At 29.1% G+C, this 25,700-nt stretch carries 22 protein-coding genes; 1 reads left to right on the top strand and 21 read right to left on the bottom strand.

All coding sequences use genetic code 11. From position 1 onward, the window contains the following. Positions 1 to 16 precede the first annotated feature (16 nt). The 4 genes from T369_RS0102955 to T369_RS0102940 form a co-directional block, all read right to left on the bottom strand. Positions 17 to 547, bottom strand: coding sequence for a hypothetical protein (locus T369_RS0102955; RefSeq protein WP_031551535.1), 531 nt, complete (start codon positions 545 to 547; stop codon positions 17 to 19). A 180-nt stretch (positions 548 to 727) separates the two neighbouring features. Then, positions 728 to 1,489, bottom strand: a complete 762-nt coding sequence (locus T369_RS0102950) for a CPBP family intramembrane glutamic endopeptidase (protein WP_031551533.1) — start codon at positions 1,487 to 1,489, stop codon at positions 728 to 730. Between the two features lie 42 nt (positions 1,490 to 1,531). Further along, positions 1,532 to 2,374, bottom strand: a complete 843-nt coding sequence (locus tag T369_RS0102945) for a CPBP family intramembrane glutamic endopeptidase (protein ID WP_031551530.1) — start codon at positions 2,372 to 2,374, stop codon at positions 1,532 to 1,534. Positions 2,375 to 2,405: 31 nt separating this feature from the next. Beyond that, a complete protein-coding gene (locus tag T369_RS0102940; protein ID WP_031551527.1) occupies positions 2,406 to 3,107 on the bottom strand; it encodes a hypothetical protein in 702 nt (233 codons plus the stop codon). A gap of 375 nt (positions 3,108 to 3,482) precedes the next feature. Between T369_RS0102940 and T369_RS0102935 the strand changes: the two genes are divergently transcribed. Beyond that, the gene (locus T369_RS0102935) at positions 3,483 to 4,259 is read left to right on the top strand and encodes an MBL fold metallo-hydrolase (protein ID WP_233417874.1); all 777 of its coding nucleotides are present in this window, start codon (positions 3,483 to 3,485) and stop codon (positions 4,257 to 4,259) included. A gap of 58 nt (positions 4,260 to 4,317) precedes the next feature. Here T369_RS0102935 and T369_RS0102930 read toward each other — a convergent pair whose 3' ends face one another. The 17 genes from T369_RS0102930 to T369_RS0102835 all read right to left on the bottom strand — a co-directional run bounded on the left by T369_RS0102930 (position 4,318) and on the right by T369_RS0102835 (position 25,639). Beyond that, a complete protein-coding gene (locus tag T369_RS0102930; RefSeq protein WP_031551521.1) occupies positions 4,318 to 4,593 on the bottom strand; it encodes a hypothetical protein in 276 nt (91 codons plus the stop codon). A 33-nt stretch (positions 4,594 to 4,626) separates the two neighbouring features. Continuing rightward, the gene (locus T369_RS0102925) at positions 4,627 to 8,583 is read right to left on the bottom strand and encodes an ATP-dependent helicase (protein WP_031551518.1); all 3,957 of its coding nucleotides are present in this window, start codon (positions 8,581 to 8,583) and stop codon (positions 4,627 to 4,629) included. Between the two features lie 129 nt (positions 8,584 to 8,712). After that, on the bottom strand, positions 8,713 to 9,243 hold the full coding sequence (locus T369_RS0102920; protein WP_031551515.1) for a hypothetical protein: 531 nt from the start codon (positions 9,241 to 9,243) through the stop codon (positions 8,713 to 8,715). A 12-nt stretch (positions 9,244 to 9,255) separates the two neighbouring features. Next, complete coding sequence (locus T369_RS0102915) at positions 9,256 to 11,871, bottom strand: AAA family ATPase (protein WP_031551589.1); 2,616 nt, start codon at positions 11,869 to 11,871, stop codon at positions 9,256 to 9,258. Between the two features lie 11 nt (positions 11,872 to 11,882). Next, positions 11,883 to 12,116 carry a hypothetical protein gene (locus T369_RS08840; protein WP_051618957.1) on the bottom strand — a complete coding sequence of 78 codons (234 nt, stop codon included), beginning with the start codon at positions 12,114 to 12,116 and terminating at the stop codon, positions 11,883 to 11,885. Between the two features lie 72 nt (positions 12,117 to 12,188). Continuing rightward, a complete protein-coding gene (locus T369_RS0102905; RefSeq protein ID WP_031551512.1) occupies positions 12,189 to 13,139 on the bottom strand; it encodes a helix-turn-helix transcriptional regulator in 951 nt (316 codons plus the stop codon). After that, a complete protein-coding gene (locus T369_RS0102900; RefSeq protein ID WP_031551509.1) occupies positions 13,139 to 14,581 on the bottom strand; it encodes a hypothetical protein in 1,443 nt (480 codons plus the stop codon). Before T369_RS0102900 ends, T369_RS0102905 begins: the two co-directional genes overlap by 1 nt. A 401-nt stretch (positions 14,582 to 14,982) precedes the next feature. Then, positions 14,983 to 16,755 carry an oleate hydratase gene (locus tag T369_RS0102895; protein ID WP_031551506.1) on the bottom strand — a complete coding sequence of 591 codons (1,773 nt, stop codon included), beginning with the start codon at positions 16,753 to 16,755 and terminating at the stop codon, positions 14,983 to 14,985. 137 nt (positions 16,756 to 16,892) lie between these two features. Further along, on the bottom strand, positions 16,893 to 17,432 hold the full coding sequence (locus T369_RS0102890; protein WP_031551503.1) for a TetR/AcrR family transcriptional regulator: 540 nt from the start codon (positions 17,430 to 17,432) through the stop codon (positions 16,893 to 16,895). A gap of 62 nt (positions 17,433 to 17,494) precedes the next feature. Beyond that, positions 17,495 to 18,238 carry a DUF4336 domain-containing protein gene (locus T369_RS0102885; protein ID WP_031551500.1) on the bottom strand — a complete coding sequence of 248 codons (744 nt, stop codon included), beginning with the start codon at positions 18,236 to 18,238 and terminating at the stop codon, positions 17,495 to 17,497. Positions 18,239 to 18,269: 31 nt separating this feature from the next. Continuing rightward, positions 18,270 to 18,812, bottom strand: coding sequence for a DUF1697 domain-containing protein (locus tag T369_RS0102880; protein ID WP_031551497.1), 543 nt, complete (start codon positions 18,810 to 18,812; stop codon positions 18,270 to 18,272). Between the two features lie 118 nt (positions 18,813 to 18,930). Then, positions 18,931 to 19,707 carry an alpha/beta fold hydrolase gene (locus tag T369_RS0102875; protein WP_031551494.1) on the bottom strand — a complete coding sequence of 259 codons (777 nt, stop codon included), beginning with the start codon at positions 19,705 to 19,707 and terminating at the stop codon, positions 18,931 to 18,933. Positions 19,708 to 19,972: 265 nt separating this feature from the next. Next, positions 19,973 to 20,851, bottom strand: coding sequence for an aminoglycoside phosphotransferase family protein (locus T369_RS0102865; RefSeq protein ID WP_031551488.1), 879 nt, complete (start codon positions 20,849 to 20,851; stop codon positions 19,973 to 19,975). A gap of 501 nt (positions 20,852 to 21,352) precedes the next feature. Then, positions 21,353 to 22,117 (bottom strand): class I SAM-dependent methyltransferase, encoded by a 765-nt coding sequence (locus T369_RS0102850; protein WP_031551484.1) that lies wholly within the window; start codon positions 22,115 to 22,117, stop codon positions 21,353 to 21,355. 65 nt (positions 22,118 to 22,182) lie between these two features. Beyond that, positions 22,183 to 22,797 carry an SAP domain-containing protein gene (locus T369_RS0102845; RefSeq protein WP_455334924.1) on the bottom strand — a complete coding sequence of 205 codons (615 nt, stop codon included), beginning with the start codon at positions 22,795 to 22,797 and terminating at the stop codon, positions 22,183 to 22,185. A gap of 419 nt (positions 22,798 to 23,216) precedes the next feature. Then, positions 23,217 to 24,899: an ABC transporter ATP-binding protein gene (locus T369_RS0102840; protein ID WP_031551478.1), complete on the bottom strand. Its 1,683-nt coding sequence runs from the start codon at positions 24,897 to 24,899 to the stop codon at positions 23,217 to 23,219. A gap of 14 nt (positions 24,900 to 24,913) precedes the next feature. Further along, a complete protein-coding gene (locus tag T369_RS0102835; protein WP_031551475.1) occupies positions 24,914 to 25,639 on the bottom strand; it encodes an ABC transporter ATP-binding protein in 726 nt (241 codons plus the stop codon). Positions 25,640 to 25,700: the final 61 nt, after the last annotated feature.

The raw sequence follows: 25,700 nt of genomic DNA, 5'->3' as shown, positions 1-25,700 counted from the left end.
TATAGACCTTTAATTTTTAACCAAAGTATCTAAGCAGCATTATAAACATAGTGATTATTATAAGTAAACTAAGTATAATCCCAAATATCGCTAAAACCATTTTAAACGGTGAGTTATATTTACGTACTTGAATAGATATATCTAATGGTTCTCGGACTCTTTCATCACATCCATAAGAGATAATATACTCTCCAGCCGGAGCCTCAAATAAATATCGCTCTTCTCTGTGACTTCTTAAGCCTGATACTGTTGTTTGAATATTACTTTCATTTAGAAGTAATTTTTCTCCAGTATATCGATTCATTACACTTATTCCTAAATCTCTAGTTTTTGTTTTACCAAAAATCGTACTTATTAACCTAATAGAGTAATTTACCTTTAACCATATAGAATATTTCCCGTATTCGCTTATTGTAAAAGTAGTTTCTTTTTCATTACTAGGCAAATCACAAATTGCTTTATTTATTATAATTTTCACAATAGACCTTATACAAAATAATAATAACAATACGCTAATTGCTATTAAAGCATAATATAAATTAACCACACTATTCTCCTTAATTTTAAGTTATTCAAATATAAATAATTACTGTAAATTATTAAATTCTAATAATAATATTATAAACTATTTACTTTATATGAACAATAAGGAAATAGAATTACGATAAAGAGTATATTAGATTCAGAATAATTCCACGAACCAAACTATCTTGATTCGTGGATTTAATTATTTTATTCTATTATTTCTTTCTATAGCGTTATTTGACAGTATTATCGCTAATACAATAACTACTACTTTACAAAGATATGATACATTTGTATTCCCACCTTCAAATAGTTGTGAACAAACATTAATTAGGGAATGGGTCATTGCACATATCCAAAGGCTATTTGTTTTATTATAAAGTGCCGATAATAAAAAACTATTAGTTAATAATCCTACTAAAAATGGAATTACACTTACCTGTACTAAGGAACCATCTATATAGAAAAATAGAAAATGCCAAGTTCCCCAAGCTAAAAATGTTAATACTGTAGAGGTAATATAACTTAGTCGTTCTTGTAATAATGGTTGAAATAAATATCTCCAGCCTATTTCTTCTAAACCTCCAAAGGCTATATGCTTAAGAAACATTATTATTGGAATATACCAAAGTGTTACAGTTACATTCCCACCAAATAAAACATATAAAAAATTTAGAGAAAGGAAGAATATTGCTAAAAGATAATTTTTATAACTTTGCTTCACTCTAAAGAAATCTGATATGACTGTTTTAAAGTCTATTTTCTTATATTTTATAGCTACGATAGTTCCCCATTGAGCTGATGATATCCCTCCAACTATAATCGCTACAATACCAATAGTTGTTGTGTAGTCTACGGTAGTTCCACTTTGACGTAAAAAGAAAACTACAAGACACACGAGTGTTATTTGACCTAAAGTACCTAGCAAATATAACTTAAGAGCATTACTTCTTAATGAATTCATCCTTACCTCCTAACTTTATATTATAATTCTCTAACATATAGTTTAATTACTAATTAATTTCTCTCTTTTCCATTTTTTATAAATAATTAAGACAATAACAAATGATAAAATTTGCCATATTAGTATTCTAACTATCTGCATATTATCGACTTCATTATTAGAAACAACATGAAGTAAATTTGAAATAACATTATTAAATAGATGGTCTCCTAATCCAATCCATAATGATCCTGTCATTCTATACAATAAAGACCACTTTATACTCATCATACCTGCTAATATCACATAACCAATTCCCATTACTAAAAGATTTGATATTGATGATTTACCTTCTATAAAATCTCTAAAAGGCATAACTAAATGCCAAATTCCAAATAAAAATGCTATTAAAAATAATGACGTATTGTAAGAAATATCTTCTAATATCTTTGTAAATAGACCACGAAAGATTCCTTCTTCCATCCAAACATTGATTATATTAAAAATAATACATAGAAAAATAAAAATTATACCTGTTTGCTGATTCATGTCATTATTTAAAGAAAATCCAGTTGCATAAAACGATAATTTAAAACTATGGTTCATATTGTATAAGATAAGACCTTCTATTGCATATGCAAAAACACAGCATATAAACCCAAATAACAGACCTTTTACAATACCAGAAAATACATCATTAGTATTAAATCCGATGTCTCTCCACTTTAATTTAGCATAATAAAGAATTATCCATAATAAGATTATTCCAAATACCTTATGTAAAAAATTTTCAGATAAAATTGATTCATCTGTTCTAATCACGAAGTATTCTAATATTCTTGCAATCAAGCATATAGCAAAAATTATAAAACAGTTTAATATAGGTTTCTTCTTTAATAAATACATTACACTCTCCTACTCTTTTTTTATCTAGTGATTACAATGCATTCCAAATAAATATAAATGCAAAGACACTTCCCCAAGCATTATTAGTTTTAGTTTTAACTATCAACATTCCATATATAGCAATAAATGTTGTAATTAATTCTATAATTCCCCAAAAGTCTGTTTTTATGGGATGAAATAACAGACAAATAAATGCACAAGTAATCGCTCCATAGTTTAACCAAGTACTCTTTGTTGGATAGCGCTTATTGATTTTATCTGCTATAACAGCATAGTTAAAACCTTCAAAAAATCCCCAAACTATTAAAATTAAACACATACCTAGTATATTTATTGGAAATCCACTAACAATAACATCTTTAGTGATTGAAATATGTAATGGATGATAACCTTTAAAACCTCCTGAAGCAAAAATATAAATAATTACTGGTAGAAAACTAACAATAGTTCCTAGTATTGATTTAACAATATTATCCATCTTTAATCCATAACTAGAAAAACTTTCTTTCCTAAAAAACATAACAATAACTATTCCTAGTCCAGCAACTCCAAATTGTATCCCAGCATTTAACAATAGTCTTAAAACAACATTAATATTTCCATTAGAAATAAAACCGTTAATTTGTTTTGCATATAATGCAAATATCCCAAAAACTAAGAATGTAACAATTCCTATAATCGTTAAGTCTAAATCTAATTTTTTCTCATCTACAGTAAGTTGCTTTTTGCTCATAAACTTTCTCCTATAAATACTTATTAACTAACATTTTACCTTCCAAAACTTTTTTCTTTTCTCAAAAACATTTAAATCTATTATAACACATAAAATCATATAATGCGTTATTTATATTGAAGTATAAACGTGATATAATAAAAGTAAATAGAGATATTTAATATACATTTAAATAATTAGGAAAATTTAAAAAGGGAGTTCAATTATCACTTAAGATAATTGATAGTATAAGATCTACTATACTGTAGGGAAAGAAATTAAAGGTAACGTACTATGTCAAAAAAAGATTCAAAAAATCAACAAAAATTTATGTCATTTATGTTTAGGGGAAAAGAGATATTTAAGCCATTAAATACAGGTTATATAGATGAAAAAGTGAGCTGTATTAGGGAATATGTCGCAAATATTTACTTTTATACAAAAGATGGTTATACAATCATGATTGATGCTGGATATAACTACGATAGACTGGCAGAAAAAATGAATTGGCTGGATATTAATCCAAAATGTATAAATGAAATACTAATTACACATCAAGATACCGATCATGTTGGTGCTATTGAAATAGATAGCGATAATTTATTTAAAGAATCAAAAATATATATTGGAAAAGTTGAAAATGAATATTTAGAAGGAAGAAAACGACGTAAAGTTTATTGGGGTTTATATAAACTACCTCAAGTAAATATAACAAATAAAAAAACTTTAATTGATGATGGCGAAATATTCTATATTAAAAATATTAAGATAGAAGCCTTTCTAGTTCCAGGACATACATGGGGTCATCTTGTCTATTTGATTGATGACACATATTTATTTACAGGTGATACCATTTGGTTTGGAGCAGATGGTGGCTATGCATTTTTAAATACTCTTGCTGAAGATAGAAAGTTACAATGCAAATCACTAAAAAAATTAGAAGAAATACTAAGAAAAAGAAATCTTAACTTAAAAATAATTACCGGACATACTGGATGGACAGATGACTTTAATTTTGCTTTTGCTCATATAGATGAAGTTTGTAATACATTAAAAAGAAAACCTAAAGTACATGACCCAAAAGCACCATATGATGGTTTTGATGAAAGTGACGATAAAAAAGAAAAAGCAAGAAATGGATTTCTAAAAAAATGTTATCAAGCTAAGTTATAAAAACAAAAGACAGAGAAATATATTAATTTCTCTGCTTTTTTGTGTGTATTTATATTTCCTACTTCTTATGAATTAACATTCCTATAGTCATTCCAACCATCGTTCCTAGAGACATTCCTATTGATACACCCATACCTGATTTACTATCATATAAAGTTCCTATTAAAGTACCTATAGACATACCAATAACCAAACCTAAGAGTATATAATCACCTTTATAACGCTTAGTTTTATCCCTCGATATTCTTATCATTCTTACTATCTTAACTATTATAAGCAATATACAAACTACAAATAATAGTAATATTGGCCAAACCGTTGATAAAAAACTCATTTTATTCACTCTCCAAATTGTTTTATTTAATTTCTATTTTTCAGCCAAGTTGTCTTTCAGCAACTTAAAATCAACAAACTTAGCCAAGCGACAATAGTCACAGTCATCTTTATTGCAGCCGCCTGTAAAATCAGCCGTATTTACTAACTTCCAAAAGTTATGAATTTGCGAAAGAACCAAATTCATATCCTTTTTTGTAACATTTACTGTATGGATAGAGTAGCCCTTATCATTTGTTGTATCATCCAGGAATATATATTGGATTTCAATTCTCTTATTTTTTGTATATATTTCAGCCGAGTGTTCTAATAAAATAGTATAAAATACAGCTTGACGCCAATAATTACCACCAAACACAAGTTCCTCTACTCCTCGTTCTGCAGAACCCGTTTTATAATCTACTACTCTAATTATGTCATTATCATATTCTAATTTATCTATAATGCCATTAATTAAGAAATCCCCTTCTAATTTAACATTAATCTCTTTCTCTAAACTAACATTTTCACCTTTTAAGCTATTAGGGATGTAGTTCTCATAAAGCTTCTTAAGTAGTTGTTGGCCATATTCTCTTAGTTCATTTATAGACATTTCACCACTAATTTCTTCTTTGTGAAGTTGTAAAGAATTATTGTAATAATTAAGAGCATCTCCCAATTGTAAGCTATATTTATAAATTTTTTCAAGTGTTTCATGAATTACTATCCCAAAAACAGGACCTGTTGGCACGGCACTTGAAGTACTTCTTGAATATTTTTCATTAGGACTAGCAGATAAACCTGCTGAAACCGTCAATTGAAGAACATTATCAAAATAAAAACTTTTCTGACAGTTTAAAAACTTATTCAATTTACTTACGCTTAAACTTTTATATTTATTTAGTGATTTTATGTATGTGGCAACCTCTATTTCTTTGATATTATCAAATGCAGGAAATACATTATCCAATACTCGAATACAGTGGTCACAAGGATAAACTTGACTTTGCCTTTTAACAACTCCACATCCCCTATTAAAATCACCCTTCTTTAATTTCATAAATGCCTCTTTTATTAGTTCCAACACTAAATCCGTATCACTTTTAGAAATTAAAATATCTGGTGTCTCAGTGAATCCCTCCTCTGTATCTGAATCCTCAATAAATACATACTTAACTACCACTTTTTTATTTGATATATCAAAACCAGAATTTGTAAAAAGTAAATAATAAAAAACTGCCTGACGCCAATAATCACCACCAACGGGTTCTTTTTCGTTTGGTCCTGCTAATTTCTCTTTGGCATTTTTTGCATTTCCTGTTTTATAGTCAATAAGCCGGATTATATCACCCTCACACTCGATTTTATCAATTTTCCCATTTAACTCCATATTGGATAACGTTTCTGAGTCATCTAATATACTCCCTAACTTAACTCCCTTAATATCGTGTTCAACTGCAATTACACCTTCTTTGAGGTAACCAGGTTTATTATAAAGATTTTCAATTATCTTTCTACCTCTATTAAAATTATCTCTCTTAATTCTGTTTGAAGAGAATTGCCATGATTTTTCTTCAAATATAGTTTCAAATAATTTTAAAGTTTCTTCTAAGGAAAGAACCGTTTTTTCTGTTAATTCTGAACTTTGCGAAGCATCCTTAGATATAAATATTTGTTCTAAGATTTCGTGAATTATACTACCAAAGACCATAGCCTCGTTTGTTTCAGATTGCAATTTTAATCCCTTGTTGAAATAAAAACTCAAAGGACATTTAAGAAAAGCATTTAATGTACTGACACTTAGACTAAAACCGTCCATTATCTCGTCAACAATATCCTCAGGTAATTTTGATATAACTACTTCTTCCTTAGATTGGAGATTTTTTGGTAACCCAACTACTTCAACTTCATCAATAATACCCACTAAATCATTAATAAAATGAGTTTTAGGAAATTCCTTGGAGTATGATAGATGAAGAACCTTCTTTGCCCGAGTGATAGCAACATAAAATAGACGACGATTTTCTTCTTTTTTTAGAACTTTTTCATCCTCATCTTCCCTGACTAAACCTGGCGGATAAGTTAGTTTATCAGATTTATTCTCTCCTCCAGGCCACATTTCATCCCTCTTTCCATCATTACATTTCATCATAAATACATGATCAAACTCTAACCCTTTGGAACCATGAGCTGTCATTAATTGAATACAGTTGCTTGGAGCACCTGAAATAGTTTCAATTGGAAGATTAATTTTCATTTCTTGCAGGGCTGATATTTTATTTAAAAATCCCCTTATAGTCAAATTAGGATGAATTTGACATTCAGTTAACATCAATTTATAAAGCTCATTTAAAACAGAAACTAAGTTATATCTTTCTTTTGATTTCATGATATATTCATCAATTTCTAGAGATTTCACTAAATAGCTAAGAACATTCATGGGAGATAAATATTTTTCTGAATTATTAACCTTTTTACGAATATTTTCTAATTTCTTATCAATTTTTTCAATAGAAGGAATTAAAATATTCTCATCCTTCTTGAGATTTCGTATTGTTGCTATTTCTGATAGTCCTACTTCAAAGAAATCAAAATATATGATTTTTCGTAACTCTCTAACATCTCTTGAATTTTGACAAATATATTTTAAAATAGTTGATATTTTTTTGAAGAAGGAATCATCAAATAAATTCTGGTTTTCTTTTATTTGAACAAAAATACCATTATCACGAAGAATTTTTGCAAACTCCTCTCCATAGGAATTCCTTCCGTATATAACTCCAATTTCATTAGGTGATACACCTGAATTAATAAGGTTTTTAATCTCACTCAGTACACCAAACATTTCATCTTTTGCATTTGGATATGATTTCAAGATCGGCAATTGATAATCATAATCTTTATTATCGCCAGCTGCAACAAGGACTTTCTCTTCTCTTGGATTATGACTGATTAGTTGCCTTGAAGCATCAATGATAGCCTGGGAAGATCTATAATTTTCTTCGAGAACAATTTTACTAGGTTGATACTTCTTATCAAAATCTTGAATATTATTTGCACTGACACCTTGAAAACGAAAAATACTTTGATCATCGTCTCCAACAACAAAAATATTTGGACTAGTTTTCCCTTTTACTAATAAATCTATAAGTTTATTCTGAACAACTGAAGTATCCTGAAATTCATCAACAAATAAAAATTTTATAGAATTAGAAATACTACTTTGAAAATCATTATCTACTTCTAGCTTTTTAATTGTCCATAAAATCATATCATCAAAATCAAAATAATTATGTTCATTGATTTCGTTTTTGTATTTTTCAACAATTTCAACCCCAGCTAGCAACTTTTGCATTCTCTGTCGTTCTTTATCATACTCAGCTTTAAAATCACCTGGTTTTTTATCTTTATACTTTTTAGTATACTTGAATTTTTTATACAATTCTTCTCCAGGTACAGATAAATCAATCATTTTAAAATATTCATCTATCATTATTTTAAAATCATCTTTATCTATATTCTCACGTTTTATTTTTGTAAAGAGTTCTAATAACTGATCTTTAGAAGAATAACGATTTCCATAATTCTTATAAAACGGACTATCTTCTTTGATATACTCATCCATAATCTCTTTAAGTATCTCATACTTAACTGCGTCCGTAATAACTTTGGGCTCTTCACCAAATAACTTGGAGTTTGCTAAAATCAACTCACTACAAAATGCATGGATAGTTGATACTCTTACTTTACGCCCCTCTTCCCCAATCAATCCTTCCAAACGATCCAACATTTCAGATGCACCTGCCTCTGTATATGTTAAACAAACAATTTCTTCTGGATTCGTGTGGTAATTGGTCAAGATATTCGCAACACGACGAGAAAGTATCTGTGTTTTCCCTGTACCAGGACCAGCAATAACCATCACTGGTCCTTCAACTGTATCGACTGCTTGTTTCTGTTGTTTATTTAGTTTTTCATATTCTTCTTGATAAATACTTTTAAAATCCTTCATTAACTTTCCTCTCCTTAAAAAGATTACATCCATTTTATTTTTTATAATTATAACATATTATCAAACTATTGTATATTTCTTTTCAAACAACTGATTTAAAATAATTATTAGAAAACTCAAATTTATAAATTAAATTTTAAAATCACCACGTTTAGTCTCTATAACTCTAATTGCAGACTTAATTACATGAAATTCATCAATTAAATTAGTAATAAGGTTATAGTTATGTTTTGTCAATCTTCCTGAGATTAATTTTTGAGAAATTACGTGAAACTTATGTATATGATCCTCTACACTACATAACATTTCCTTAGCATCTTTTAAGCAATATTTTCTTGCTAGATTTTCTACTTCCTCCCTAAACAAATCTACATTATAATCATGAATTGTAACCTTCTTTCCTTCAATAATTATATCTTTTGCTTCATAACAAGTAATAAATTTTTGTTCAACTGTATTACATACAAAAATAATTCCATAGTCAGAAACATATTTTCTTTCTTCAGGTCGCTGTTCAACATTAGAATCATAAACAGTTAGACTACCGATTTGCCTACCTATCCACTTTGGTAGCCGTTCCTCATTCACTCCAAAACGTTCTTGTGCTCTTTTTCCAAAGTGTTCTGTCCAAGTATACTGTGGTCCATAAGAAAGTCCCATAATTATCCTCCTTTAGCTAACAACTTCAAATAATAATTTAAATCCATCCGAATCCACTACTACCTTATCTCCTTTACTAATGAACTTATTTACAATTAATTCTGATAGAGGGGATTCTATTAAATTAGTAATTCCTCGACGAATTGCTCGAGCTCCATTTTCTGAATTATGAGTTGTTTTAACAAGAAATTTCACTGCATCTTCCATAAATTTCAATTCATAACCACTCTTCTTTATGATTTCTACTTCTTTTTCAAGTAATAATCTAGTAATTTTAAATATCGACTCTTCTGTGAAAGGTTTAAAGATTACAATCTCATCTATACGATTTAGAAGTTCTGGTCGGAAAAAATTTTGAATTGCTTTCATTGTTTTTTCTTGAATCAACTGTTCCGTTCCTTCTCTCGTAAAACCAACTTTCTTATCTTTTCTAATTAAATTCGAACCTAAATTTGAAGTTAATATTATAATTGTATTTGAAAAATCTACTCTTTCACCCATACCATCTGTTAAAATTCCATCATCAAAAACTTGTAACATTAAATCATAAATTCTAGGATGAGCTTTTTCAATCTCATCTAATAGCACAACAGATTTTGGATTGTTTTTTACAGCTCTTGTCAAAATCCCTCCACTTCTAAAACCTACATATCCAGGAGGAGCACCTATTAGTTTGGCTACCTCATGCTCTTGTTGATATTCTGACATATCTAAACGAATGAGATCATCTACTGATCCTGTTAGTTCTTCTGATAATACTTTCGCTGTTTCTGTTTTTCCAACCCCGCTAGTACCTAGAAACAAGAATACTCCAATAGGACGTTTAGGATTTCTGAAGCCTGTTTTTGAACGAATAACAGCCTCTGCTATAGTATTTGTCGCATCCATTTGTCCAATAATTTTCTCTGCTAAATTATTTTTTAAATTAGAAAGTCTACTTAATTCTTCCTTAGCTACATCTTTACCAACTTTCAAATCTTGCTCTCTAATTTTAACACCAGCTTTTTGTTCAACTGCTTTTTTTATATCTTCTTTTGTAATTTTGAGTTCATAATAATTTGAATTTAAATTATTACGTTTTTTTTGAAAATCACTAGCTTCTAGTTCAAGCTTTCTTCTTATTTCTTCAATGGCAACTTCATTATATTCAGTTTTTTCTACTTCCTTCAATTCTTCCTTTAATTTATGTACTTTATTTTGATAATCTTTAACCATTGCAATATCTTGTTTTGCTTCAATCCTAACTAAAGCTCCTGCATTATCAATTACTGTAAAAGCAGAATCAGGTAATTTTTCTCCTTTAAGATATTTTTTAGCTAATCTTACTGCTAATTCAATAGTATCTTCATCATAATTTACTTGATGAAAGTTCTCATACGCAGAAGATATAGTTTCTACAATTTTTACAGTATCTTCAACACTTGGTTCATCCACTTTAACTTTTTCAAAACGTCTAACTAATGCCGTATCACTTGAAATATACAGATTCCATTCCGTCGGTGTTGTTGCACCAATAATTCGAAAATCTCCACGCGCCATTAAGGGTTTAAATGTGTCTGTTAGGCTTTTAACCAAACCTAACATATGAATCTCATCTACAAATAATATTATATCTTTTTCTCTCTTCATTTCTTCAATAAATCTACTAATACCTTCATTTGTGTATCCTCCTAGAGTAGATTTTAAATCATTTAAACTAAACTGAAGAATTTTTTTCCCTTTTAGTGACGCTACCTGGCCTCTAGCTATGCGCATCGCTATTCCTTCAACTATTGCAGATTTACCAACTCCTCCATCCCCTATCAAAACAACATTATTTTTATCTCTACGTGTTAGTGCAATCTCAACTTTACGTATTTCCTCATCTCGTCCTACTACTTCCATCAGTTCACCATTTTGTGCTTTTAAAGTTATATCGGTAGCAATATCATTTAATAAAGAGTAGTCTGGATTAGATAATTTAACTGAAATTTGAGCTTCTTTTCTTATTTTTGTAGCTTTTTCTCTCTCAAATTTACCATCAAAAAAATCCTTATACCAAAACTTAGAATTTTTAAATACATCTAGTAAATATTCGTCTGTATGGATATTTCCTGCTAAGAGATATTGTTTATAAATAAGTTGATTTGCATTTGTTTCCCTCTCTTGAGAAATTCCATTTAATATCCAATAAGAATCAATAACACCATCCGGTGAATTTTGCAAACGCATCTCTTCTGCAAAATCAAAGATAGATTTCATATATTCAGATATAGGAAAAGTATCATATTCTGCAAGATAGTATGAAGAAGACGGTTCTCTAATGATTTCTACCGGTGAAGAAGTAATGGCATTACCTATAGTCTTCCTAATAGTATATGTATTTAATTCATCTAACTTTATACCAGTTCTTTCTGTACCACTAAGAATTATTCCTTTTGAAAATTCTTTTAATAGTTTACTTTTTGTTAAAGAATAATATCCTAAAGCATAACCCATACCTGTATCACAAATGTCTAATATACTAAATAAGATATCTTGGCTTTCTATAACTTTATACTCTTTTTTTAATATACGATTATTTAATCTTTCTAATGCATGTTTTAGTTGACGACTAACTTTATAGTTTATAATATTTTTTTCTGTCATGACAATTCTCCTTATATTATTTTCTTAATTATATCTTTAGCTTCTTCGTCTAAATGTAACACCTCTGAATATTCCCCTCCCCCTGATGACCAAGCAAAATACTTTCCTTCGGCTAATTCTTTTATATCTGACAGAGATAATGTAATCATCTGTCCTCCATAATATCTATTGTGAAATTCTATTACTTCATTTATATTAGTTAGAATTTCTATTTCAAATATTTTTTCTATTTCCACTTTTTTCATTCTATCCTGTCTCCTTTTACTATTTATATCTTTATTATAATAGAAGAGGTAGACTTATTTTGTCTACCTCTTCTATTTTGTATAATTTTTTAATGTTTTTTCGAGTATTTCTTGCAACTCTTCAACTAACTTTTGAGGAGTTAATACAGTCACCTCTCCACCTTGCCCTAAAATCCATCTTTTAAGCCCTGGTGTGTTTTGAGTATCTATTTGAAGCTTTATCTCATCTTTTTTTGCCGAAAGAATTGTGTGATTTGGAAATTTATCCAAAATAATTTCTGAATTTCCTTTATATATTAAAGTAATTCTAATCCTACTACCTTCAAAAGCATCCACCTTTTGATTTCGTACTTCTCCATCGCGATACTCTTTCCCATAAGATATATTAGGTTTCTTTTCGCTAGATGTTTTAAACCTATCTATTCTATCAATTCGAAATGTAGCGTAATCCTCATATTCTGGATAGTAGGCAACTAAATAAAAATAATGAGCATCATAGTATAAAGAAACCGGAAAAATAATATGAGTTTTCTTTTCCTTTAAAGGTGGCTTATAATCTATTTCAAGCATTTGTTTACTTCGAATTGCTTCAGATATAAACCATACAGTTTCAATTCTATCTTTTTCATTTGTTAATGACTTATAATTAAAATGTTCACTTTCTATAATAGATTTAACCTCTCTCATTTCTCCACTCGAAAGTAATGATAAAAGGCTTTCTAGCAACGAATCCATCTCTGATTTATTCAGTGCTCTATTTTCTAAAAGTATCTTTGAAATAATCAAGATATATTTTTTATTAAAAGTAGTTTTCCCTAAAAAACGATAGGTATTATCTGAATTATCATATACTATTTTATAGTTTGAAAGATGCTGTTCTTCTATTATTCTCCTTAGTGTACTAATATCACGTTGAATAGTTTTTGGATTTACAGAAAACTCCCTAGTTAATTGAGCTTTAGATAATCGTTTCCCATATTGTAGGCGAAGAAAAATTGTTATTAGTCTTTCTTGAGAATTCATCATTCATTACCTGATTCTTTTACATTAATTTTATCAATATCAATTCGTGGTAATAGGTCAGAAATTTCCTTAAAAGCTTCTTCTTTCCATTTTTTATACTTTTTACCTAATTCTAATTCATTTTTTAATGAATCTGACTTTAATTCTAAATATTTATTATAATTAGGAACAGAAATCACATTACCAGATGTAATACCTCCACCTACAGGTCTTAACTGACAGTAAAAAAATTTTTTTTCTAGTATCTTCATGACTTCTTTAGTATTATAATCACCAGTAGTTATTTTAGAGAATATTCTACTAAATAATTTCTCCCATGCTATATTATATTTACGGAAAACAAAAATTGGTTTTTCAGTATGTTTCTCTTTACTTAAATACATATAAATCCTTCTCAATATAATGTAAGCACCTAAACGAGATAAATTTGAATGAAGAAGAATATTTTCTCCAACTCCTTCTTCGGCTAATTTTGGCTGAGCACATGAAAAAGGATAAATTTCTAAATTACAAATTTTTTTAGCAATAGCCGTAACTTTACCTTTCATACCTTTTAGTTTTTTAAAATCTAATTTTTGATTCGTTTGAATAAGATGAGAGTAATATTCTTTTAAATAGTAGTAATCTTTTAATAATACTGTTTTACTTTTTTGCTCCTCATTTTCAAAGTCAAAGTTACAAAATTCCTCACTTTTATTTTTTCTATAAATATGATTAATTTCACGGCCTAAAGCACTCTCTGTATCACTATAGATAATTTTTTTTATGTGCTCTATTGAAATCTCTTCTTTTGCATTTTCTTCTAGTTGATATCTCTCTTGTATAATTTCTTTAACATCTTTATCTTCTGAATAAGCTCTTAAAATGCTTTTAATTTTTTTAATTGTTTTTCTTTTACTATTATCTTCATTTAACAATTTATAAGATTTTCCATAATACTCTTTTAAATTTGTTTCACCAAATCCACTATCAATTTGATTATCTCCATAGCTTCCTAAATACCCTCTAGGATTTTCCATACAGTGAAAGATTACTGCATTGTCAATATCTCCATGAAAATGGGTTGGAATTTGATAACGCATATTTACATGTTTACTCTTATCTTTAACTTCCTTTTTGATTTCTTCAACACCCGATTCCTCCCACTGCCTATCTTTATCTAAAATATTTAACCAAGAAAAATCTTTAGCAAAATCCTGTTTATCAATTTGGTCTACAAAATTTTTTATTAAGCCTCCATCTTCATCTTCTTTATGCCAAGGACTAAATATCTCTAAAAATAAATTTTTATTTTTTATTACTTCGTTAAATCTATCTTCAGAAATATTTTTTTCTAGTAATGCATGTTCGAATACTTCTTTTATAGCATCTTTTAAAAGTTCTGATTCTTTATTATTTTCTACTTGATCCTTATCTTTATTCCTTTTTTTATTATCTAACATAACTTTATCCTCACTCTATTTTTATTTGTTGATGTTTTCAACAATTATATTTTACCATATTCAGTGGACAAATACTGTCTATCTATAAATTTTTTAAAAAATATTTTTAAAATAATTTGATATTTATCTAATATATTAGATAAATCAAATACATTGAGCTACTTATCTTAGTTTCTTTAGGATTTATTCTTATATTAAATACCATAGTAATTACCATAAGTATATAATTATTTTCCATAGAATAATTATTTGACTTTTTAGTTATTCTATAATAAGATTTTTAATAATATAAAACTCAAATTAATATGATGATTTTTACTTTTTACCAAAAAAGACGACAGTATTCACTATCGTCTTTAACAACTATTTTATATTTTAACTATTTTCTTAGAACATTATATCTAAATCAATCCTGCATCTTTTAGGATTTCCTCAATATATGTTCCTTTGATTTTTTTCAATACGCGTTTACTAATTGCTTTGGCAAATAAAGGTAGTTTAACTTCTTCAAGTTTTTTACCGTCCATTAGGCGATTAGTTGATTTAGTCATTACACGTAAATCATATGCAGAATTAAATACTTCAGGCACACCTCTATCAACATCTAGTAATGTGTAGACTGCTTCCATAGCTGTACGAACAGAATATTCTGTAGTGAAGACAGTGTCACGTGGTGTTTCAGAAAAGTTACCTATAAATGCTAAGTTTTTAGAACCTTCTGGGATAACTAATGGTCTATCACCATCATGTCTTGGCATAAAGTAACTTGTTATATAAGGCATATAACATGGAACTGTGCTACAACCTTTACTAGCAAATTCGTGAATAAATTGTTCAGGAACACCAATATGGTAAAGCCATTCTTCTGCGATTTCAATACCTGTACAAGCTTCTATTGGTTTTTTAATATAGTTACCTGAAATATTTGAATATAATCCGTAAATCCAAACTACTAATTCATCTTTTGATTGTGATTTAAAGTGTGGTTGACGGTTAAGTGTAAAGCTCATCATCCAATTTGAATCACGTGCTGTTACTATACCACCAGTTACTACTTTACCTGCATAAGGATCACGTTTACAAATTTTTTCTATATATTCTGCAACTCTTTTATCTGTTACAGTCGTTGTAGCTGAAACAAACCAGCTTTGATCAGGAAGATTTTCACAAAATGCTTCTGGACGTCCAAAACGTTCATCTTGTTTAGCTAAGTTTTTCCAAAGTTGCCAAGCTCCACCAAGTTCTTTGCTGACAGGTGCTGAAGTATCATTGTTACCATATGTTGTAGATGCTGTGATACTACCATTTGTAACAAATACTAGGTCATCTTCAGTTAATTCTCTAACAACAGGTTCACCGTTTACTTCTAAAATTAGATGTTTAGCTACTAAATCTTTTCCTTGTTTTTCAACTTTAATATCTTTAACTACAGTATTATACTCAAAAGTTACACCATGATCTTCTAAATATTTAACTAATGGTAAAACTAATGATTCATATTGATTATATTTAGTGAATTTAAGTGCTGATAAATCAGGAAGACCTTTAATATGATGAATAAATCTCAACATATATCGACGCATTTCGGCAACTGAGTGCCATTTTTCAAAAGCAAACATTGTTGCCCAATAAGTCCAAAAGTTAGACTCAAAAAATTCACTACTAAAGAAATCTGTTATTTTCATACCTTGAAGTTCTGATTCAGAAGTTAAATATAGTTTTACTAATTCCTGACTAGATTTATCAGATAATGCAAAAAGTCCGTCATCAGGAATTTGTTGTCCACGATTTTCAATAACACGACATTTTGAAAAGTTAGGGTCTTCTTTATTTAGCCAGTAGAACTCATCTAAAACAGATGCATCCTCTACCTCTAATGAAGGAATAGATCTGAAAAGATCCCAAAGACATTCAAAGTGATCTTCCATTTCACGACCACCACGAATAATAAATCCACGAGTTGGATTCATAATACCATCTAAGCTACCTCCTGCGATAGGTAGTTCTTCAAGAATATGGATTCTTTCCCCTTTCATTTGTCCATCACGAACTAAAAAGGCTGCTGCCGCAAGAGAAGCTAGTCCAGAACCTACTAAATAGGCCGATTTTTTATCAACTCCTGCTGGTTTTTTTGGTTTAGCAAATGCTTCATAATTTCCGTTTGAATAATACATAAAAACTCCTCCTAAAAAGTGCATATTAATATCACTATTAATATACACCTTCCATATCCATAAAACAATTTACAATTTTTTACTTTTGCCTAACTATTTTACAAATTCAATTAATTGTAAAAGAGCTTAAACTTTATTTAAAGAAGAGAAATTATCTCACCCAACATAACTCTTTCAATTCTTTCAACTAGTTCTTCAACACTTTCTGGCATTTGTTTTTCTATCCAATCTAACCCCACTCCAACCAAAGCATATGTATAAAAAGAATAAGAAAACTCTACTTGTTTAGCTTCTTCTTTTGTTACTTCGATTTTTTTGAACACCTGATTACTTAGAAATAGTTCAATCTCCTGTCTTAGTACTTTTTCTAAAAATCCTTTTCCAAAAGAGCGATAGGTATTTAAAACAAAAACATGATTTTCTGAGATATATTGGAAAATTGATGTTAGAGCATCTTGCCATTTATCATAGATTTTCCCTCTTTCGATTGGAGTCACTACCTCTTTAAGATATATCCATTCTACCGAATCATAGATATCTTTAAAATTATTATAAAATGTTTGACGACTAACATCACAAGCTTGAGTTAAATCATTAATTGTTATTTTTGATAATGATTTCTTTTCGGCCATCTCTTTCAAAGTTGAGGCAAGTACTCTTTTTATTACTATTGTCATACCTAATCACTCCCTTTCGTTTATTCTCTAAATCTTATATTATTATTTTCTCATAAAGTACACTATTTTCTCAACCAATAAAATGCTTCTTTTAATTTTTCCGTACCATTTTCTAAAATTATCTTTCCATGAGAGAAAACAATTTTATCAGGTTTCCAACTTTCAATCTTAGAATAGCTATCTTTAGCTTGTTTTTTAAAGATAAATGATGATCGTAAATCTCTTGACGTTCGAAACTTAGGATACTTATTATCTCCAAACTTAAATACAAGTTTATATAATAATGGTAATTTGTTTACTTCTATACTTTCTATTAAGTCCGTTAATATTAAGGTTGAACTCTTTTTATGAAAAAATACCATCTCTTCCATAGCTATACTTCCTCTAAATGGAGTAAAGTATATTTCCTCTGACCAAGAAGTTTTTGAAATATTATCTAGCGATACAAAATTTTCTCTTTCATCAATTTTAAGTTTGGTACTTACTCCTTTTGCTAACCAAACTTTTGCATCTGGATAATGTTTATACCAATCTAATACATAACTATAATGGTATTTATTAGGAGCAATTATATGCTCGATATCTCCTAGTTCTTTTATTTTATCGTTTAATTCCTTATTAAAAGCTATTGGTGAATGAATCCATAATTTGTTGTTATCTAGTTTAACTATTGTCATCCTTGTTGTAAAAGGAACTTTAAAAAGTTTAAAACTCATATGTATTTCATTTCCATCAACAATCCAAATGTCCTCACCAATTTGTTTTAATTCATTAATAGGAGAATATAACTTCAACATTCCTTCCATAAAACATTCACCTCTTTCAATTAAAATACTTCTATTTTTCTTCTAAAATCTTAGCTATTTTTTCAAATGTATTTGAATTCCTAATTGTTATTTTTTTATAGAAATCTTGCTTTATTAATTTTTTATGATACGTAGTTTTTAAATATTCTGACTCATCATATTTACCCCAAAATACTGCATGTTTTCCTACATACACTACTTCATTATGAAATATAGATTTATCTATAAAGTCAAGAATACTTGATTTATTAAAGTTGCACGAGAAGAATAGTACATCTTTTCTTGCCAAGTCTTCCTTCCACCAATCTGGTAATCTCACTTTTTCTTCTAAATATTCCTCTTTTGTGATTAAAGAAAAAGGTATTGAAAAATCATAATTAGTTTCTAACAAATCTCTTATTTTTGAGCTGCATATTTCATGATTTTCTAAACTACTAAAGAACAAATTTCCACTGTTAATATATGAACTAACTTCTTCAAAACCTATACTTAACAATTGTTCTTTTAGTTCACTCATAGATACCTTATTCTTTCCACCTACATTTATACCACGTAATAAAAGTACATATTTCAACTATCTAACCTCCTTAAATACTAATCTTAAAAGTACTTACCTTTTATATTTCTTTAAAAAAACTGTAAGTTACTAAAATTTTACCGATACCTTTTTAATTTCATACCACAAGTAGATTTTAGTTATTGTTCTTTAAAAATGGATAAACCAACTCTACCCACTCCTGAGGTAAGTATGTTGATAAATATCCATGATTATAATCCCTTGCTTCGTATAAAATAGTATTTGGATGAACCTGTTGAAATAATCTTGCCGATTCTTTAACACAGTTCAATTCTTTTTCACCATAAATATAAAGAACCTTTGCCTTACTTCTAGAAATCGTACTTTTTAACTTATAATGTCCCATATATGTTTTATATATGGTTATTAGCGTTTTAACAGGTGTCCTTGGCATATCCTCCATATAATATCTTTTTAGTTCATCAGGATATGCTATTTTTGGATACATTTTATCCATTAAGCTTAGCTGAATTTTACAAGCAAATTTACTGAACATCAGTTTACCAAATAAAGATACAAGTAAAATACTTATTCTAGCTAACTTTGGTTGAGGAATACAAATACTTCCATCTATTATTGCTTTCTCAACTACTTCACTATCTTGTGATAATATTTCCATAACAATTTGACCACCAAGTGAAACTCCTCCAATAGCAAACAACTTTCCGTTACAATTCTTTTTAATATAATCTAGAATTTCTAGTGCAGAATTTTCAGTAGAAACATAATCTACCTGAGATTCTTCACCATGTCCATCAAGAGTTGGTAAAATTACATGGTATTCTTCTGAAAGGATACGTGCTTGCCGAAGATAATTCCACCATGAATTTCCTCCTCCATGTATTAAAATAATATCAGGTGAATTCTTATCACCAAATTCATGAAATTTCATACTCAAACTCCTCTACTTTGTATTTATATTCGTTCAGAAGTTGTTTTGAATAATTTTTTTCTTTCCTCGAGTCTCTAACTTCTTTCCGAAGGATAGCTGCAACTTTTAACTTGTTGGAATAATTATTGCTAGATTCATCTGCACAAAAATCTTTTAGAAATTGATTCCACTGACATGTCGAATCATCATACTTGGAATAATCTGACTCGCTATAATATATTTTTATCATATCTTGGATTGTAAAATTAATATTCAAACCCTTTTATTATTCAGTCTTCTTCTTTTTCAAGTACCAACTAGGAATGATTTGCTTCAAATTATCATACCATTCTAAAATTTCCTTAGCTTGATTTTTCATTACTGCTATTTCTTCAGCTCCGTATGGTACAGCCCAAGGTAGAGCTCCAACTAAGTTACTTAGAATGTAAATTGCAAGAAGCTTCCAAAATAAATTTGGAACCTTATGATCAAAATATCCATCTATCATACCAGATGCAAAAGAAGGAGAGACTTGAGCGGACCACACAAGTCGATTGAACTCCTCCCAAGGATCTCCGACGTCAAAGCGATCAAAATCAATGACATAAATTTCGCCATCATCACCAATCATGAAATTCCCGATATGATAATCTCCATGTTGGAAAACCTGAGGTCTATCTTTTAACAATTCTCGATTTGCATTTAAAAAATCAATAAAGATCTGACCATTTTCATATTGAACGGGACACTCTTTGTATTTTACGATTTTTTCATCAATTTTTCTATTAAAAAAGTTTTCCCAATCTTCACGAACTTCTGTTGCAGGGAGTGAATGAATTTTTTGAAGTATACTTCCTGCTTCTACTCCATAAGTATATTGTTGTTCTTTCGAATAATTTAAAATGGTTTCTCTTGCATCTTTCCCATCTATCCACTCGTGTATAGAATATACCTCATCACCACAGAGCTCTAATTTAATCGGTTTACACATAGAAACTCCAAGAGAAGCTACTTTCTCCATCATATCAAATTCAAATTTCTTAGAATCTAACTTCTCCTTTTCAGAAACACGCAAGAAATATTTTTGATAATTCTTATCCGTCACACAATATTTCTTATCATCTGACCAGCCTTTATTTATGTCTATCTTCCCAATAAACTCCATTAGGTCCCCTCCAATTTACTTTACAACACTTCTATAGATTTAAATGAAAATTTCACTGGTAACATATTTCGTTCGTCAATACTTTAGTTTCGTAGATTCAGATTCGCATGATTAAAACTAGTCAGTTTTGACCATAATTGTTTCATTAGTTTAGCCGTTTTTTCAGAATCTTTCATTATTCCATCTATATTGATATTCCTCCACAAATTACAAACAAATGTTTCGAATCATACCGTTACTTTGTTACTAATTCATTAATACCAATATACTCCTCTTCTACTTCTTTAATTAGTTCGTTCAAGAAGTGTTACTGCTTAAACATAAAACGAGTGAACGCTAAGTATGTCAAATGAATCTGTCTGTATGTGGAAACATGTCTATAAACCTTTTAACAATAGCATAAGGTTATCGTTAAAAGCATTACCTAGACAAACTGGTATTTATATTTTAACCCTTACGGAAAATAAAACGGGATATCCTCCTGAAGTATGTTCTAAAACATTATAATTTAACACAAAGTGTAGCTATATAGTCATTACCATAACGTGATAATCTATGTCTTTTATCACACGATTCATAAAAATCTATCATAGCAAGACCATTTTTTAGTTGTCCTCTAATCTGAGTTTCTAAGGTATGGCTAAATTCATATCCATATTCTGGATTTATGATTATCTTGCCTTCCTCTTCAAGCTCTCTTGAATTAAACGGTATTGAAAATTTTAAAAGTAATTCTTCATCAGGTTTGTCCCATACAATGTCAGCATCATACATGTATATCCAAGGATTCATAAATCCGACCATTAACAATCCACCCTTTTTCAATACTCGAGAGGCTTCTTTATATATATTTTCTAAATCTTCTACATATACATTTGAAACTGGATTAAAAATAATGTCAAATGTTTCATTTTCAAATGGAAATGGTTTTGTCATATCGGCTTGAACTGTGTTGATTTTTAAGCCTTCTCTTTTAGCAACCATATCATCTCTTTGTAATTGTGATTTAGAAAAATCCATTATAGTTACATCATAACCTTTTATAGCAAAAACCGGTCCCTGCTGTCCACCACCACAAGCTAAACCTAATAATTTTTTTCCGTTTGCTTTTTCAAACCATTCTTTTGGAACTTTTTTCCCAACAGTTAATGCAACAGAAATTGGATTATTTCTAGCCTCTTCTAATTCTTCATGTGTCAATGGCTCAGTATAGTCATTTTTTACATTATTCCATCTATCTTCATTTAGTTTTATATAATTGTTCATCTTATAATCTCCCATTATTTTTATTATTTAGGTATGAGCTATCGTTAAAAGTATCAGACAGATGTTTATTTACGATACTCCTCTACTTTATATTTATATTCATTAAGCAGTTGTTTTGAATAATTTTTTTCACTCTTCGAGTCTCTTACTTCTTTCCAAAGGATAGCTGCAACTTTTAATTTATTAGAATAATTATTACTAGATTCATCCGCGCAAAAATCTTTTAGAAATTGATTCCATTGACAAGCTGAATTATCATACTTGGCGTAATCTGACTCTCCATAATATATTTTAATCATATCTTGGATTGTAAAATTTATATCATTATCCCTTTTTACCTTTCTCCATGCCGTTGCCATATCAGCATTAAATTTAAAAGGACTAACTCCTGTTACAGCTGAAAAATAATCTCTAAATTTTTGGTTAAAAGAAAAACCACAGTTAAGTAACGGAGTCTCTAATGTTATAACTTTGGTTTGATTTTTCTTACCTTTACTCACGTATTTTTCTACTTTATTCCCCTTAAAGTATTGTTCAATAATATAGTTCAATTCTTTCTTTGTACATCTATACTCTAGTCCAAGAGACTTACATATTTGTGAAAGTTCTTCTCGATACCAATAGTATTTGTTAAATTCTTCAAATGATTTAATATCTTTAAAACTAGGTCTAATTTCTATCAAACACTTACCTCCACAACATTAATTATATATTTCACTATTTATTAACTTAATTTAATTTATTATACAATACTCCTTAGATTTAGTAAATTAAAATAAGGGCTTACCCCAAGCTACAGATACCTTTTAACAATAACATTAGAATAAGTCTTTAATTTCTACGCTTTATTTGCTTAGTAGATACAACCCTTGATACCAATACAACACACTCGTTGTTTCGGGCTTTCTTCTCATATCAAAGATTTCTCTCCTCATTCTATGAGTCCTCTCCCAGAATATAAAATCTTCTTCTACTTATCTAATTGATCAGCTCGTTTAAGAAGTATTACCGCCTCAACGTGTGGTACTAGCAAATATCTATATTATAGAACGAAAATAATAGAGTGTTTTATAGAATTATAATATAAAACAAAGTAGTATTACACACTCAACTCAAACAACTTATAAAATTCACCTCTCTTATTCATTAAATCACTAAATGAACCATCTTCAACAATAACTCCATTCTTCATAAAGAGGATTCTATTGTATTTTTTCAAAATGGTCTCATTTAACTTATGCGTGACAACAAGAGCAGTCAGATCTTGAATTTTTAAGATTGAATTTTCAATTTCAGTAGTTACTTGATTATCCAAAGATGAGGTAGCCTCATCCAATAATAAAATTGGTGTTTTTCGAATTAAGGCACGCGCAATACTAAGTCTTTGTTTTTGTCCACCAGATAGATTTGAGCCATTCTCACCGCATAACGCTTGTAGACCAGATTCATTTTCCAAAACATAACTTTCTAAACCAGATTGCTGTACAGCTTGCCATATGTTCTCTTCATTGAAGGGTTTATTAAGTGTGATATTTGCACTTAAAGTATCATCAAAGATATAAACATCTTGCTGAACAACAGTCATTAAGTTATAAAGGCTCTCTGATGAAATAGCTTGTATATCTTGATTATCAATTGAGATATGACCACTTGTTACATCATAAAAACGCAGCAATAGATTGAGTAAAGTTGATTTCCCACTACCTGACATACCTACAATTGCAATTTTTTCTCCCTTTTGAATCTTCAAAGATAAATTATTAAAAATTTTTTCTTCAGCATTAGGGTAAGAAAAGTCTATATTAGAAAAAGAAATAACCTCATCAAAATATTCTTTGGTTTTTCCAGTTTTAAGTTCGATTACATCTTTTACCTCAAATGCATCTAGCGTTGCCTGACCTTCACGGAATTTACTCATTCCAATACCTACTTCATTTAGTGGCATTACTACAAAGTTAACTAGTTGAACAATAGCTGTTACACTTCCAATTGTGGTTTGACCATTAAAAACGAGATACATTCCTCCTCCAAAGGCTATCAAAAAAACAATCATCCCTGAAAGCTGAGAAATAACGTTGGCCAAAACATCAAATTTTCCTTTTATATAATATACCTCATCTAATTTTTCACTTTCATGATTATAATCCTGACGGATAACCTCCTTCACATTAAAACTTTTAATAATTAGAAAACCAGCTAAAATATCTTTAACTTTGGCTAAATATTTCTGATCGGCAATCATGGAGCTATTTTGTAGAGAAGCTGATTTTTGTCCAATAAATCCTGATATCATCATAGGAATAATACTGGCAACGATAATCAATAATGTTAAAAACCAATTGCCTACAAACATCGCTAATAACGAGAAAATCATCAAGGAAAGATTTTTTGAAATATTAAAATATTGGTGCAAATAATCCTGCTCAATTTTCTTCATGTTTTCAGTCAATATTGAAATAAATTTCCCAGATTTTTCCTTAGAAAATTCTCTATAATCCCTATCTAAAATAGATTGGAAAACCTTGTTTTTGTAACTTGACATAATTTGCCTAACAAGTTTATTTCTAAATCTAAGGGATATAAAGTTGAGGATTGCATAGACGAAAATAACAACCACTCCTAATAGTACTGATTGGGTTAAGGCTTCTCTATTTTTTGACATTCCACTATCAATAATATCTTTAATAGAATAAGCAAAAGCAATATTACTTAAAGGGACCAGTATATTAAAAATCATAAAAGCATAAAAAGCCTTCTGATAGTTTTTTATCAATTGTTTCATTCTTAATCTCCTCACTATTCTTGACTATTATTTAGAAAACGTGACATGAAGTACTCTTCTAAATCAACATCCTCTCTCGCAAGTTCTTTCATAGACACCTGTTCAATCATTTTTCCATTTTTGATAATACCAATCTTGTCTGCTATCTGTGAAATTTCTGACAAAATATGACTTGAAATTAGTATTGTAATTCCATGTTCTTTAGAAAGAGACAGTAAAAGATTTCGAATCTCTTGAATTCCAACTGGATCTAACCCATTGATTGGTTCATCCAAAATTAAAAATCTAGGTTTTGTTAGAAAAGCACGAGCTAAACCGAGCCTCTGCCTCATTCCTAACGAAAAATCTTTTACTTTTTTAGTCGTATTTTTCAATCCAACCATTCTTAAGACTCTTATTATATCTGACTCTGTAATATTTTTTCTCATATAAAGAGCGTGAATTTCCAAAATTTCTTTTGCAGTACAGTCTTCATAAAAAATTGGTGTTTCTATAATACTACCAATCTGGCTTAGAATTTCCTCTCTATGTATTTGTAAATTTTTTCCAAAAATTTCAATACTCCCCGATGTAATAGTTGATAAGGATAATATGCATTTCATTAAAGTTGTTTTTCCAGCACCATTTGGACCTAAAAAACCATAAATTTCTCCTTCAGAGATTTGAAGATTAATACCACACAAAATTTCATCCTTATCAATAGTTTTAAAAAGTTCTTTTATTTCAACAATATTTCCCATTTTTATACCTCTCTTTCTATATCAGCTTTCAAATTGAAATTTTTCTCTTCAAAAGCATAAA

Source organism: Gemella sanguinis ATCC 700632 (assembly GCF_000701685.1).
Lineage (GTDB): Bacteria > Bacillota > Bacilli > Staphylococcales > Gemellaceae > Gemella > Gemella sanguinis.
The sequence above is the reverse complement of the archived record's forward strand: the minus strand, read 5'-3'. Positions and strand labels throughout refer to the sequence as shown.